Annotated in this window: 13 protein-coding genes; 12 read left to right on the forward strand and 1 reads right to left on the reverse strand. The window is 29.8% G+C overall.

Annotated features, from left to right (window positions below; all coding sequences use genetic code 11):
- Positions 1-5 precede the first annotated feature (5 nt).
- The 12 genes from porA (at position 6) to AS160_RS07110 (ending at position 14,024) form a co-directional block, all read left to right on the forward strand.
- Positions 6-1,175: a pyruvate ferredoxin oxidoreductase gene (gene porA / locus AS160_RS07055; protein WP_165146927.1), complete on the forward strand. Its 1,170-nt coding sequence runs from the start codon at positions 6-8 to the stop codon at positions 1,173-1,175.
- Between the two features lie 15 nt (positions 1,176-1,190).
- Positions 1,191-2,165 carry a thiamine pyrophosphate-dependent enzyme gene (locus AS160_RS07060; protein ID WP_165146930.1) on the forward strand — a complete coding sequence of 325 codons (975 nt, stop codon included), beginning with the start codon at positions 1,191-1,193 and terminating at the stop codon, positions 2,163-2,165.
- Positions 2,166-2,242: 77 nt separating this feature from the next.
- Positions 2,243-4,210, forward strand: a complete 1,968-nt coding sequence (locus AS160_RS07065; RefSeq protein WP_165146933.1) for a peptidylprolyl isomerase — start codon at positions 2,243-2,245, stop codon at positions 4,208-4,210.
- 182 nt (positions 4,211-4,392) lie between these two features.
- Complete coding sequence (gene nuoE / locus AS160_RS07070) at positions 4,393-4,812, forward strand: NADH-quinone oxidoreductase subunit NuoE (RefSeq protein WP_165146936.1); 420 nt, start codon at positions 4,393-4,395, stop codon at positions 4,810-4,812.
- A 12-nt stretch (positions 4,813-4,824) separates the two neighbouring features.
- Complete coding sequence (locus tag AS160_RS07075; protein ID WP_165146939.1) at positions 4,825-6,033, forward strand: NADH-ubiquinone oxidoreductase-F iron-sulfur binding region domain-containing protein; 1,209 nt, start codon at positions 4,825-4,827, stop codon at positions 6,031-6,033.
- Position 6,034: 1 nt separating this feature from the next.
- Entirely contained in the window at positions 6,035-7,744 is a 1,710-nt protein-coding gene (locus AS160_RS07080) for an NADH-dependent [FeFe] hydrogenase, group A6 (RefSeq protein WP_165146942.1), read from the forward strand.
- 212 nt (positions 7,745-7,956) lie between these two features.
- Positions 7,957-9,180, forward strand: a complete 1,224-nt coding sequence (gene thrC / locus AS160_RS07085; protein ID WP_165146945.1) for a threonine synthase — start codon at positions 7,957-7,959, stop codon at positions 9,178-9,180.
- Positions 9,170-9,628 carry a (2Fe-2S)-binding protein gene (locus tag AS160_RS07090; protein WP_165146948.1) on the forward strand — a complete coding sequence of 153 codons (459 nt, stop codon included), beginning with the start codon at positions 9,170-9,172 and terminating at the stop codon, positions 9,626-9,628. The genes thrC and AS160_RS07090 overlap by 11 nt, the downstream gene beginning before the upstream one ends.
- Positions 9,628-10,458 (forward strand): FAD binding domain-containing protein, encoded by an 831-nt coding sequence (locus AS160_RS07095; protein WP_206528129.1) that lies wholly within the window; start codon positions 9,628-9,630, stop codon positions 10,456-10,458. The genes AS160_RS07090 and AS160_RS07095 overlap by 1 nt, the downstream gene beginning before the upstream one ends.
- 28 nt (positions 10,459-10,486) lie before the next feature.
- On the forward strand, positions 10,487-11,269 hold the full coding sequence (locus AS160_RS07100; protein ID WP_165146951.1) for an FAD binding domain-containing protein: 783 nt from the start codon (positions 10,487-10,489) through the stop codon (positions 11,267-11,269).
- Complete coding sequence (locus tag AS160_RS07105) at positions 11,266-11,724, forward strand: (2Fe-2S)-binding protein (protein ID WP_165146954.1); 459 nt, start codon at positions 11,266-11,268, stop codon at positions 11,722-11,724. Before AS160_RS07100 ends, AS160_RS07105 begins: the two co-directional genes overlap by 4 nt.
- Positions 11,721-14,024 (forward strand): molybdopterin cofactor-binding domain-containing protein, encoded by a 2,304-nt coding sequence (locus AS160_RS07110; RefSeq protein WP_165146957.1) that lies wholly within the window; start codon positions 11,721-11,723, stop codon positions 14,022-14,024. The genes AS160_RS07105 and AS160_RS07110 overlap by 4 nt, the downstream gene beginning before the upstream one ends.
- A 145-nt stretch (positions 14,025-14,169) precedes the next feature.
- Here the strand turns inward: AS160_RS07110 and AS160_RS07115 are convergent, their stop codons facing one another.
- Positions 14,170-14,607 (reverse strand): nucleoside-triphosphatase, encoded by a 438-nt coding sequence (locus tag AS160_RS07115; protein ID WP_165146960.1) that lies wholly within the window; start codon positions 14,605-14,607, stop codon positions 14,170-14,172.
- Between the last annotated feature and the right edge of the window lie 19 nt (positions 14,608-14,626).

Genomic DNA, 14,626 nt, shown 5'->3' on the forward strand with positions numbered 1-14,626 from the left:
TATAAATGCCTACAAGATTAGCGGTAACTGGTGCAGCTGCAGTAGCTCATGCTATGAGACAAATTAATCCAGATGTAGTAGCTGCATATCCAATAACACCACAAACACCAATAGTTGAATATTTTGCTGGCTTTGTAGCAGATGGAATTGTAGATACAGTTATGGTACCTGTTGAATCTGAACACTCAGCAATGAGTGCTGTTGTAGGTTCTGCAGCAGCAGGGGCAAGAACAATGACTGCAACAGCTGCTAATGGTTTAGCTTTAATGTTTGAAGTTGTATATATAGCAGCATCAATGAGATTACCTATAGTTATGCCTATTGTTAATAGGGCATTATCAGGACCTATTAATATTCATGGTGATCATTCAGATGCTTACTCAGTAAGAGACGCAGGTTGGATTCAATTATTCTGTGAAAATTCACAAGAAGCATATGATATGACAATAATAGCTACAAAATTAGCTGAAAGAGAAGAAGTTTTAACACCAGCAATGGTTAACCTAGATGGTTTTATTACATCACATGGTGTTGAAGGTGTAGACTTATTAGATGATGAGGTAGTAAGAGATTTTGTTGGTATTTGGGAACCAAAATACCCATTATTAGATGTTGATAATCCAATTACACATGGTCCATTAGATTTATTTGACTATTATTTTGAACATCATAGACAACAACAAGAAGGTTTAAAAAATGCATATAAAGCATTACCTGAAGTATTTGCAGAATACGAAAAAATTTCAGGAAGAAAATATGATTTCTTAGATTTATATAGAATGGAAGATGCAGAATATGTAATGATTGTTATGAACTCAGCAGCATCAACAGCTAAATATGTTGTTGATGAATTAAGAGAACAAGGTATAAAAGCAGGTTTAGTAAAACCATGGGTATTTACACCATTCCCTAAAAAAGAATTATTAGAAGCATTAGAAGGAAGAAAAGCTATAATGGTTCTTGATAGGGCAATGTCATTTGGTAAAGAAGCTCCATTATATTCATTAATAAAATCTGCATTGTATGAAGCTAAAGATAGACCTATGATTGGTTCATATGTATATGGTTTAGGTGGAAGAGATGTAACACCTACAATGTTAAAAGTTCCATTTGAAGATGCATTAAAAGGTGACTTAGATCCAAACGAAGAAAGATATCTTGGTTTAAAAGAATAATGGAGGTGAACAATAGTGCCTGTAAATATGAAACAATTAATTAATTTGGTAGAAAAAGAAGATTGGCCATTTACACAAGGTCATAGATTATGTCCTGGATGTAATGCGCCAATGGTAGCAAAATGGGCTACAATGACAGCAAAGGCTTTAGGATATGAACCAGTTGTTGGTGCAGCAACAGGTTGTTTGGAAGTTTCTACAACAATTTATCCATTTACATCTTGGAATATTCCATATATTCATAATGCATTTGAAAATGTTGCAGCAACTATTTCTGGTGCAGAAGCAGCATATAGATCATTGTTAAATAGAGGAAGAGTAAAAACAGATAAACCAATTAAGTTTATAGCATTTGGTGGAGACGGTGGAACATATGATATAGGTCTTCAAGCATTATCTGGAGCTGTTGAAAGAGGACATGACTTCTTATACATCTTATACGATAATGAAGGGTATATGAACACAGGTAACCAAAGATCAGGTTCTACACCTCCAGGTGCAGATGCAACTACAGAACCAATAGGAAGCGAAAAAGCTGGTAAAGTTCAATTTAAGAAAAATATTGTAGAAATTATTGGTGCCCATGAAAATGTATATGCAGCAACAGCTGTTACATCAGATCCATTTGACTTTATGGCTAAAGTAGAAAAAGGTTTGAATCATAAAGGGCCAGCATTTATTGCTGTTTTAGCACCATGTGTAAGATTCTGGAGAATTCCAGAAAGTACTGGACCACAAATTACAAAATTAGCTATGGAAACTAAATACTGGCCAGTATATGAAATAGATAGAGGGGTTTATAAAATAACAAGAAAACCAAGAAACTTTAAACCTATAGAAGAATATATTAGATCAGTAGGAAGATTTAGAAAGGCATTACAACATCCTGAATATAAAGAAATTATCGCTGAAATGCAAAGATATGTAGATACAAGATGGGAAAGATTATTAAAATTAGAAGAAGTAACAAAAGATCTATATTTAAGATAATATAAAAACAAAAACCGGGGCTTGCCCCCGGTTTTTAGGCTATATAATAAATTGTAAAGGTTAGAGGGGGTTTATAGATGAGAGATTGGTTCGTAAAATGGGAAAAAATAATAGTTTGGACAATAGTTATACTATTTACTGCAGGTATTATTTGGTGGTCAATAGCAACATATATGGGGGCATCAAGAAACAATGTTTCTAATAATGTAAAACCATCAAAAGATGATGCAATTGCTATAATTACAAAAGATGGAACGGATCTAGATTATCCATATTGGATAATGAGTTATGAAGTAAATGACGAAGTATCACAACTAAGACAACAATATATTGCATATGGTCAAACATTAGATCCAGTTTTTGATGAAATAACTTTAACATATAATTCTGTAAATCAATTATTTGATATTAAAGTAATAGAATATTATGCGGAGAAAAATGGATTATTACCAACAGATAAAGAAGTTGAAAATGAATTTAATAAATTTATTGATGATCAAATTGCAAAATTGAAAGAAAATGAAGAAAATTGGAAAAAATATTTAGATTATTATCAATCAGAAGATAATTTGAGAAATGTAATTAAATCTAATTATAAAAATGCATATAGAACTCAAATGATTTTTGACAGAGTAAAAAATAATATTTCAAATATTTCAAAGGAAGAAGGATTAAAATATTTAGAAGATAATTTTAATGATTTAAAAACTCAATACGAAGAAGTAAAAGCACAACATATATTAGTTTCAGATGAGGCAACAGCAAATAAAATAAAAGGAATGTTAGAAAATAATGAAATATCTTTTGAAGATGCTGCTGCGAAATATTCTAAAGACACTTCAAATGCAACAAGTGGTGGAGAATTAGGATGGTTTAAACATAATACTATGGTTAAGGAATTTGAAGATGCATCATTTGGAGCTACTGTAGGTGAATTAGTTGGTCCGGTAAAAACAGACTATGGTTATCATTTGATTAGAGTTCAAGATAAGAAAATATTTGAAAAACCAGAAGATATAATGGATAAATTTCCAGAAATATATTCTGAAATTGAAAATAAATTAAAAGATGAAAAATTTATATCTTGGATTAAAGATTATAAAGAAAGTGAAAAATTAGGATTGAATTATGTTGATGAAAAATTAGAATATTATAATAAATATGCAGAATTACAAAAATCAAATGATGAAGAAAAGATAAGAGAATTTATTAAAGATTTAGAAGATTTTATATTTGATGAAAACGGGGAAATATCTGTAGATACTTCCACAGATGAAATGGCAATATATATTAATACAACACAATTATTAAAAACTATATTAGAAGACAGATTAGATAAATTCACTAAATATATAACATTAAGTGAAGATGTTGATCAAGAAATTTTAAATCTTGGATTAGATGAAATAAATAAAAAATATGAAGAAATTAGCAATAAAATGAAAGAAGTAGAAGGTGAAGAATATACAAAATTATTAAAAGAAAGATTTAAATATGAAGATGCTAGAGATTTCTTATCGTTAAAAGAAGAATTAAAAAATTACACAGAAGAACAAATAAAAAACGGAAAAGTTGAAACAGAAAAAGAATTAGAAACATTAAAAGCAAAAAGGATAAAGGTATTAGATGAATTATTTGTTGAATATCCAAGTTCTTCAAAAACAATCGAATATTATTATCAAGAAGCTCCAGAAAATCCAGAAGTAGCTCTAAAATACTCACAAAATAGATTTAATACATATAAACAATATTTATCATATATAGATGCAAATGCTATGTTCCAATATTTTGGGCAACAATTAAGAGAAATTAGTTTTAATCTAAGTAGAGTAGCATATTCTAAAGCTTCTACAGAAACAAGAATTGAAGCATTAGAAACACTAATTGATTTTAACGATATTTTCTCACAAGATAAATTTTCAAAAATAGGATATTTAGAAGAAATTAAAAAATTAGATCCTAAATATCCTGGAATAGATAAAATGATCGAAGAAGCAGAGAAAGAATATCAAGAATCACAAAATGCAACAACAACAACAAATTAAATACAAAAAAAACGAAGAGCGATTGCTCTTCGTTTTTTTTTGATTTATATTAATAAATTGTGAAATATTACATAAATAATATTTTAATAAATATAATCATAAATAATTAACTGTCATTAAATATAAAACAATTTGTTATTTATTTGATTTAATAGTAATATAAAATTAAGGAGGTGAATGAAATGGAAAGATATTATGAAAAAACATTATTAGAAGAACTACACGATATTCAAGATACGTATGGTTATATTCCAGAAGAACAAATTATAAGAATTGCTAAAAAAAAGAATATGCCAAAATCTGAATTATATGGTGTAATATCCTTTTATTCAATGTTTCATGTTAAACCAAGGGGAAGATATGTGATAAGAGTTTGTAATAGTTTATCTTGTTATTTGAATAATTCAGAAAATGTTGTAGAAACGATTAAGGAATATTTAGGTATTGAATCGGGTGAAACAACTGCAGATAAAAAATTTACATTAGAAATTGTAGAATGTTTAGGTCATTGTGGTGAAGGGCCAGTTATGTTAGTAAATAATAAGGTTTATACTAAAATATCTCCGCAACAAGCTATTTCTATTTTAAAAGAATGTATATAAGGCGGTGAGAAAATGTTAGAAGAGAAAATATTTTTAAAGAAAGATTTAGATAAAAATATGAAAAATTATGATTTTATTGGATTAAAAAAATCATTGGAATTTACATCGGAAGATATTGTGAAAAAAATAACCGATTCTGGATTAAGAGGAAGAGGTGGAGCTGGATTTCCAACAGGAAAAAAATGGCAATTTGCATTATCTCAAGAAAGTGATGTGAAATTTTTAATATGTAATGCAGATGAAGGAGAACCTGGTACATTTAAAGACAGATTTTTGTTAGAAAATATGCCATTTAAAGTGTTAGAAGGAATTATTATAGCAGCATATGCAGTAAAAGCAAATTATGGATATATTTACATTAGAGGTGAATATTCAAAGGCTATTGATATTTTTGAAAGAACAATTAAAGATGCATATCATATGGGATTATTAGGTAAAAATATTTTAGGTAGCAACTTTGATTTTGAATTAAAGCTTATTAAGGGTGCAGGAGCATATGTTTGTGGTGATGAAACTTCTTTAATTAATTCTATTGAAGGAAAAAGAGGTTTTTCTAGAATAAAACCACCTTATCCTGTACAGAGAGGATTATTTGATATGCCTACTATAGTAAATAATGTAGAAACTTTAGCAACAGTTGCAGAGATAATGAAGTATGATGAAAATATATATGCTACATTAGGAACGGAAAAAAGCAGGGGAACTAAATTGGTTTCTATAAGCGGTGATGTGAAATTACCAGATGTATATGAAATAGAATTTGGAAGTGGAACATTAAGTGATATTGTAAAATTAGCAGGAGGAGAAAGAGGGGAACTTAGTTTTGTTGTTCCTGGTGGCTTAGCTACTTCAATACTTAAAAATGATGAATTAGATGTATTATATACATATGAAGATTTAGAAGAAGCAGGATCTTCTGTAGGTTCTGGAGGGATGATAGTTGTTTCGAAAGATCATGATTTAGTTGATATTCTTCTTAATGTATCAGACTTTTTTGTAAAAGAAACATGTGGGACTTGTTTTCCATGTAGAGAAGGAAATAGGAATATAAAAGAAATTTTATTAAAGTTAAAAAGAAAAGGTTTTAAAGAAGAATATAAGAAGACTATAGGTGAATTAAGAGAAGCAATATTGCTTGCAGCAAGATGTGGCTTTGGACAGTCTTCTGTTAATTTTATTTATTCGGTTTTGGATAAATTTTTCCACGAAGAGGTGATATAATATGAAAATTTATATAAATAATAGAGAATATGATATGCCACAAGATATTTCGATTTTAGATGCAGTTAAAAAAGCAAATATAAAAATACCTACGTTATGTTATGTGGAAGGAATGGATCCGTATGGTGGTTGTAGGCTTTGTGTTGTAGAAGTAGAGGGATCAAGAACTTTAGTTCCATCATGTGCAGTAAAGATAAGTGAAGGAATGAAAATAAAAACTCATTCAGAGAAGGTAAGGAAAGTTAGAAGGACAATTATGCAATTAATAGTAGCTTCTCATGGAATAAGTTGTGAACTAAATTGTTTAACCTGCCCAAAGGCTACATCATGTGAATTAAAGACAATAGCTGAAGAAATAGGGGTAACAAAAATAAATATACCTCCAGTTGAAAAGTATTTACCAACAGATTTTTCTAGTTATTCAATAGTTAGAGAACCCACGAAATGTATTGTATGTGGAAGATGTATAAGAGCTTGTTCAAATATTCAAAGCGTTAATATATTTACATTTGCAAATAGAGGGCCGAATACAATTGTAACAACATTTATGAATGAAGGAATGGGAAATGTAGATTGTACAAATTGCGGGCAATGTGTTATGAATTGCCCTACAGGAGCATTGCATGAGGTATATCATATTGATGGGGTTTGGAATGCAATAAATGATCCGGAAAAAGTTGTTGTAGTACAAACTGCACCTGCTGTAAGAGTAGCATTAGGGGAACCTTTTGGTATGGAACCTGGTACTATATCTACAGGGAAAATGGTTGCGGCTTTAAGACTATTAGGTTTTGATAAAGTGTTTGATACTAATTTTACTGCCGATTTAACTATTGTAGAAGAAGGTACAGAATTTATTCATAGGTTTAAAGAAGGAGGGAAATTGCCTTTATTTACATCATGTAGTCCAGGTTGGATTAAATTTATTGAACATAACTATCCAGAATTTTTGCCTCATCTATCATCAGCAAAATCTCCTCAACAAATGTTTGGTGCTGTTGCTAAACATTATTATGCAAAAAAACTAGGAATTCCTAAAGAAAAATTAATTGTTGTCTCTATAATGCCATGTACAGCAAAGAAATATGAAATGAATAGACCAGAATTAGCTGGTGATGTTGATTTTGTTTTAACTACAAGGGAATTAGCTAAAATGATAAAGGAATCAGGAATTGATTTTAAAAACTTACCAGATGAAAAATATGATGATCCATTTGGAATAACTACAGGAGCAGCTGCAATTTTTGGTGTTTCTGGAGGCGTTATGGAAGCTGCGTTGAGAACTGCGTATGAAATATTAACAGGTAAAGAATTAGAAAAGATAGATTTTGTTGCAGTTAGAGGTTTGAACAAAGTAAAAGAAGCTGAGATTGAAATTAATGGAAAGAAAATAAGAATTGCTGTTGTTAATACATTAGGTGCTGCTAGAAAATTACTTGAAAAGATGAAAAATGGAGAAGTTGAATATCATTTTGTAGAATTTATGGCATGTCCTGGAGGGTGCATAGGTGGTGGAGGACAACCTATCCCTTCAACAGAAGAAGTTTTAATAAAAAGAATGGAAGCAATATATGATATAGACTATGACTCTAAATTGAGAAAGTCTCATGAAAATCCAGCAGTTAAAAAATTATATGAAGAATTTTTAGGAGAACCAAATAGTGAAATTGCTCATCATATATTACATACACATTATGTTGCAAGAAGTTAAAACTGACTATTATATTTTTAACCCTTGGATTTCCAAGGGTTAATTTTTTATGAATTTAATATTATATGGTTGCAAAAATCTACATTAAGTTATAATAATTGTATATTATTGTATATATTCAAACTCAAATAGGTTTAAGCGAGGTTTAAAATAAATATAAAATCATGTAAAATTTAATATAGTTGAAAAGTAAAAAAAATAGGGGGAATAAAATGCATTACAAATTAAAATGTATTAGTTGTAATAAAATATATGAACCTAATGAAGTTGAATATACTTGTCCAATATGTGGAGATAGATTAGGAACATTAGAGGTTATATATGATTATGAAAGTATAAAAGTAAGTAGAGAAGAATTTTCAAAATATGATAATATATGGCAATTTGAGAAAATTTTACCAATTGAAAAAGATAGTTATAGGACAAAATTACATGTTGGAGGAACTCCGTTATATAATATGCCAGAAATGGCTGAAAATTTAGGTATAAAAGAATTAACTATAAAATATGATGGAACTAATCCAACCGCATCATATAAAGATAGAGCATCTGCAATTGCAATAACTAAAGCATACGAAAAAGGTTATGATACTATTTATTGTGCTTCTACTGGTAATGCTGCAAGTTCACTTGCTGGATTAAGTGCTCCCACTAAATTAAAAACATTTATATTTTTACCAGCATCTGCGCCAATAGCGAAAATATCGCAGCTATTTATATATGGTGCAAAGGTTATTCCAATAGATGGAAGTTATGATGATGCTTTTGATATTTCATTAAAAATAGGTCAAGAAAAAGGATGGTATTGCAGAAACTCTGCAATAAATCCTTATTTACTTGAGGGGAAAAAAACAGGTGCATTAGAAATAGCGGTTCAAAATAATTGGAACATACCAGATTTTGTTTTTGTAAGTGTGGGTGATGGTACTGTAATTAGTTCAATTTATAAAGGATTCTATGATTTCTATAAATTAGGATTAATAGATAAGATACCAAGAATTATCGGAGTGCAAGCAGAAGGTGCTGCAGCTATAAAAAGAGTATTTGATAAGGGAGAACCATTCATACCTGATGATATAGAGACTAAAACAATAGCAGATAGTATTAGTGTAGGAAAACCGCGTGATGTAATTAAAGCATGTAAATATATAAAAGCAAGTGGTGGATATTTCATTTCAGTTTCCGATGAAGAAATATTAAATGCTATATATGAATTGTCTGTTAAATCTGGGATTTTTGCTGAACCAGCTGGAGCAACATCATATGCTGGTTTAAAAAAGGTTGCCAGTAAATTAGGAAAAGATGCAAAAGTATCTATAATAGTAACAGGAAATGGTCTAAAAGATATAAAAGCAATAGAAAAATTTGTTGAAATAAAAAGAGTTAAACCAGATATTAATGCTGTTAGAGAGGTGATTGAAGAATATGATAATTAAATTTAAATTAAATGGTAAAGATGTTGAATTTGATGTTTTAGAACATAAAAGGGCACTTGATTTTTTACGAGATGATATGAGAATGACATCTGTTAAAGAAGGTTGTGGGGAAGGAGAATGTGGTGCATGCACCATAATATTAAATGGTAAGAACGTAAATTCATGTATGGTATTAGCAGTTGAACTTGATGGTCAAGAAGTATGGACTCTTGAAGGCTTAAATGAAATTGGAGATACAAAAATTCAAGATGCATATATTGAAAAAGGTGCAATACAATGTGGTTTTTGTACTCCGGGATTTATTATGTCTACTAAAGTATTATTGGATAAAAATCCTAATCCCTCAGAAGAAGAAATAAAGGAAGGTCTAGAAGGAAATTTATGTAGATGCACAGGATATACCAAAATAATAGAAGCTGTAAAATTTGCTGCAAGAGGTGAGAAATAATGTTTAGATATTATAAACCTCATACAATAAATGAATTAAGTGAATTAAAAGCGAAATATGATTCAAAGTTATTATCAGGTGGAACCGATTTAATGGTTAAAATGAGAGCAAAAGTAATAAATCCAGAAGTTGTTATAGATACAAAAGGATTAGAAAAAGAGGAAATAACCTTTGATGGTTCTAAAATTAGAATTCCTCTTAATACTACATATGATGATCTATTAAGTAATAATGAATTTTGTGATAGATTTCCTATGGTAGTAGATATAATAAAGCAAATAGGTTCCCCTCAAATTAGAAATAGAGCTACTCCAATAGGAAATATAGGAAATGCATCACCTGCAGGGGATTTTCTCCTTGCAACTTATTTATTCCATGGATATGCAGAAATAAAACCGTCAAATAAAAAAGTGAGAATACACCAATTAATAGATGGACCAGGCAGATTAAGATTAAAACCAGAAGAGTTTATTTATTCTATAGAATTAAAAGAAAGAAAAGGGTTTAAATATTATTATGAAAAAGTAGGTAAAAGAAATGCTATGAATATTGCAATTATTAGTTTAGGAGTATTAGTAAAGTTAGATGGAGAAATTATAGAAGAAATAAAAATAGCGTATGGTTCTGTAGGTCCTACTGTTGTTAGATTTAAGGATATAGAAGATGGTGTTATTGGTAAAAAATTCTCCAAAGAATTGTTTGAAGAATTAGCAGAAAAATATTATGAAAGGATTAATCCAATAACAGATGTTAGAGCAACAGCTGATTATAGGAAAAAAATGGTTAAGAACTTAATGTTAAAATCATACTATAATTTAAATAAAAATTAAGAATAAATTTCAGGGAAGGGTGATAAGGGTGATTGAAATCAAAGATTATTTTAGACCGAAAACATTAGAAGAGGCTTATGAAAAACTATTAAGTGTAGAAGGTGCTGAAATTATAGGTAGTGGAGCTTTCATGAGATTATCATCTAGAAAGATAAATTTAGCTATTGATTTACAAGATGTAGGGCTAAATTATGTAAAGCTAGAAAATGATGAAATAAAAATTGGCGGAGCTACACCATTAGGATATGTAGAGAGAAGTGAAATTATAAAGAATGCTTTTAATGGTAAATTATCTGAAGTATTTCAATTAATTTGGTCTGTTCAACTAAGGAATGTTGCGACTATTGGTGGAACAATTTTTCCTAGATTAGGATTTTCTGATTTGATTACAGCATTATTAGCATTAAATACGGATATTGTATTATTTAATAATGGTAGAATGCCATTAGAAGTTTTTTTAGAAGAAAGAATAAGAAAAGATATTTTAGTGGAGATAATAATAAAAAATGAAAATAGAAAGTTTTCATTCCAAAATATTAGAAATTCATTCTATGATTTTTCTATTTTAAATGCAGCAGTTTCTGTAGATAAAGATAATAATTATAGAATAGCAATAGGAGCTAGACCTGCTGTAGCAAAATTAGCTATTAATGCTATGAATTATTTAAAAGAAAATAATAACATTGAAGAAGCTGCTAAAATTGCTGCTCAAGAAATGGATTATGGAACTAATATCAAAGGATCAAAAGAATATAGAGAAATGATAGCGCCTGTTCTTGTTAAAAGAGGTTTAGAGGAGGTAATAAAATGAAAATAAAAATGACAATAAATAATGTGCTAAAAGAAGTAGAAGTATCTCCTTCAGAATTTTTATTAGATGTATTAAGAAGACTAGATTATATGAGTGTAAAAAAAGGTTGTGATACAGGAACATGTGGAGTTTGTACAGTACTAATGGATGGAAAGCCAGTACTATCTTGTTCTGTTTTAGCTGCATCGGCAGATGGACATAAAATAACAACTATAGAAGGATTAAGAGATGATCCTGAATTTAAAGCTATATCTCAAGCATTATTAGATGAAGGAGCAGATCAATGTGGTTTTTGTAGTCCTGGACTAATTTTAAATGTATATGCAATGAAAAGAGATTTAAAGAATCCAACTGAAGAAGAAATGAAAAAATATTTAGTAGGGAATCTATGTAGATGTACAGGATATATGCCACAAATGAGAGCTATAAAAAAGTATTTTGAGGTGAGATCATGAAAGAAGTAAAAAGACCTATTAATAAAGTTGATGGATATGGATTAGTTAGTGGACAACCAGTATATACAGATGATTTAGCACCAAAAAATTCTTTAGTTGTAAAAATATTAAGATCTCCACATGCATTTGCAAGAATAAAAAATATAAATACTGAAAAAGCAAAATCTTTAGAAGGAGTAGAATGTGTTTTAACATATAAAAATGTTCCAAGAAATATTTTTACTAGAGCAGGTCAAGGATATCCAGAACCATCACCATATGATAAATATATATTAGATGAATACGTAAGATACGTAGGTGATGAAGTAGCTGTAGTAGCTGCTAGAGATGAATTTACAGCTGAAAAAGCATTGAAATTGCTAGAAGTTGAATATGAAGTATTAGAACCTGTTTTGGATTTTGAAAAAAGTAAAGGATCAAAATCTATTATTCATCCTGAAAAAGATTATAAAAGTGAAAGTTTTGTAAGTTCAGATCCAAAAAATAATATTGCTGCTACATATGAAATGAGTATTGGGGATATAGAAAAAGAAATAGAAGAGTCAGATGTTGTTGTTAAAGAAAGATTTTATACTCAAGCACAAGCTCATGTTATGATGGAACCACATGCAGCTTATTCGTATATTGATATGCAAGGGAGACTGGTTGTTGTTACATCAACACAGGTTCCATTTCATGTCAGAAGGATATTGGCAAGAGCATTGGATTTGCCAATAAAGAAGATAAGGGTAATAAAACCACGTGTTGGCGGTGGATTTGGTGGGAAACAAGCGATTCACGGAGAGCCATATGTTGCTCTGGTTACATTGAAAACAGGAAAACCAGCAAAAGTATATTATACAAGAAAAGAAGTTTTTGAATCTACTTATACAAGGCATCCTATGCGATTTGATGTAACTATAGGTGCAGATAAAAATGGAAAAATAAATGTAATTGATGTAAGAGGACTTTCAGATACAGGAGCATATGGAGAACATGCTTTAACCACCTTTATGGTCGCAGGGTCCAAAGTATTACCTATGTATAATAAGGTAAAAGCAGTAAGGTTTGGTGGCGATGTAGTATATACCAATCATCCACCTGCTGGTGCATATAGAGGGTATGGTGCAATTCAAGCAAACTTTGCGATTGAATCTGCAATGGATATGTTAGCTTATAAATTAAATATGGACCCGGTGAAATTAAGAGAAATAAATATGATAAGAGAAAAAGAAACATCTCCTATCTTCAAGATTATGGGTGAAGGTAGAGAAGGCGTTGATATGATAGTAAGAAGCTGTAAGTTAGACGAGTGTGTTGAAAAAGGTGCTAAAAAAATAGATTGGGAAAATAAGTTTAAAGCTAAAAAAGAAGGTAAAAAAGTTAAAGGTGTAGGAATGGCAATTGCTATGCAAGGATCTGGTATTGCTAAAATAGATATGGGAGCTGCAACAATAAAATTAAATGAAGATGGATCATTTAATTTACTAATAGGTGCTACAGATATAGGTACAGGTAGTGATACTATATTATCTCAAATAGCAGCAGAAGTATTAAATGTTCCTACAGAAAGTATAATACCATATTCATCTGATACTGATGTAACGCCTTTTGATGTTGGTGCGTATGCATCATCTACCACATATGTATCAGGAAATGCAGTAAGAATAGCAGCTGAAAAAATGAAAGAAGAAATAATAAAAGCTGGAGCAGAATACTTTGAGGTACCAATAGAAGAGGTTGAATTTGATGGAAAAGAAATTAGAACAAAAGATAATAAAATTACTTTACAAAAATTAGCAGAAATATTATATTATAATGAAAATCAAAAACAATTAAGCACAACAGGATCATATGTTGGAGATGAATCACCATCACCATTTATGGCTGGATATGCAGAGGTAGAAGTAGATACAGAGACAGGTAAGGTGGATTTATTAAATTATGTAGCTGTTGTTGATTGTGGAACTCCAATAAATCCAAATCTTGCTAAAGTTCAAGTTGAGGGAGGACTTGCTCAAGGTATTGGAATGGCAATGTATGAAGAAGTTATATACGATAAAAATGGAAGATTATTAACGAATAATATGATGAATTATAAGATACCATCACGAGTAGATATTAAAAATCTTGATGTAGAATTAGTTGATAGTTATGAACCAACAGGGCCATTTGGCGCAAAAAGTGTTGGAGAAATTGGAATAGATACACCTCCAGCTGCAATCGCCAACGCTGTTTATAATGCTGTGGGAGTTAGAATAAAAGATTTGCCAATTACTCCAGAAAAAGTATTAAAAGCATTAAAAGAAAAACAGAATTAAAATTAACCAAAAATACAAGAACGAGGATTTATTGTAACATTAAATTAATATATCTAAGATATAATAATTTTGAAATCCCCATCCCCCGATTCCATATAGATATATGGCATCATAAAAGCTCCAGAGAAATCTGGAGCTTTTATTTTTATAAATCTATATTATTCCTATTTTCTTCTGTTATTTCAATCACGGGTAAGTTGGCCAAAAAGTAATACCTCTCCTGAAAAAATAGCCGTATTATTCCTATAAAATTTTTTGATTCTTCAATAATTCTTTCCAATTCAATTAAAAAAGGGAGATACTTTTCTTCTAAATAACCGATTTCATCTATAACAAAAAAATCTGGAAATTTTATATTTTTTAATTCGTCAGTAAGTTCGTTAAATCCTTCTTCATTTATTTGCATGCCAAAATTATATTTTTTTCCTATTATGTGTTTTTTTGATGAGTTTAATAACCACGCATAAACATTTTCACCAATTTTTTGGGTGAAAATGCCATTTTTTATATTATATTTTTTTATAGCATTTCTCAATATAGTTGATTTTCCTACACCCACTTTTCCTGTTAATAATAGTTTCATAATATCACTTCGAATAAAA

Source organism: Marinitoga sp. 38H-ov, from assembly GCF_011057715.1.
GTDB lineage: Bacteria > Thermotogota > Thermotogae > Petrotogales > Petrotogaceae > Marinitoga.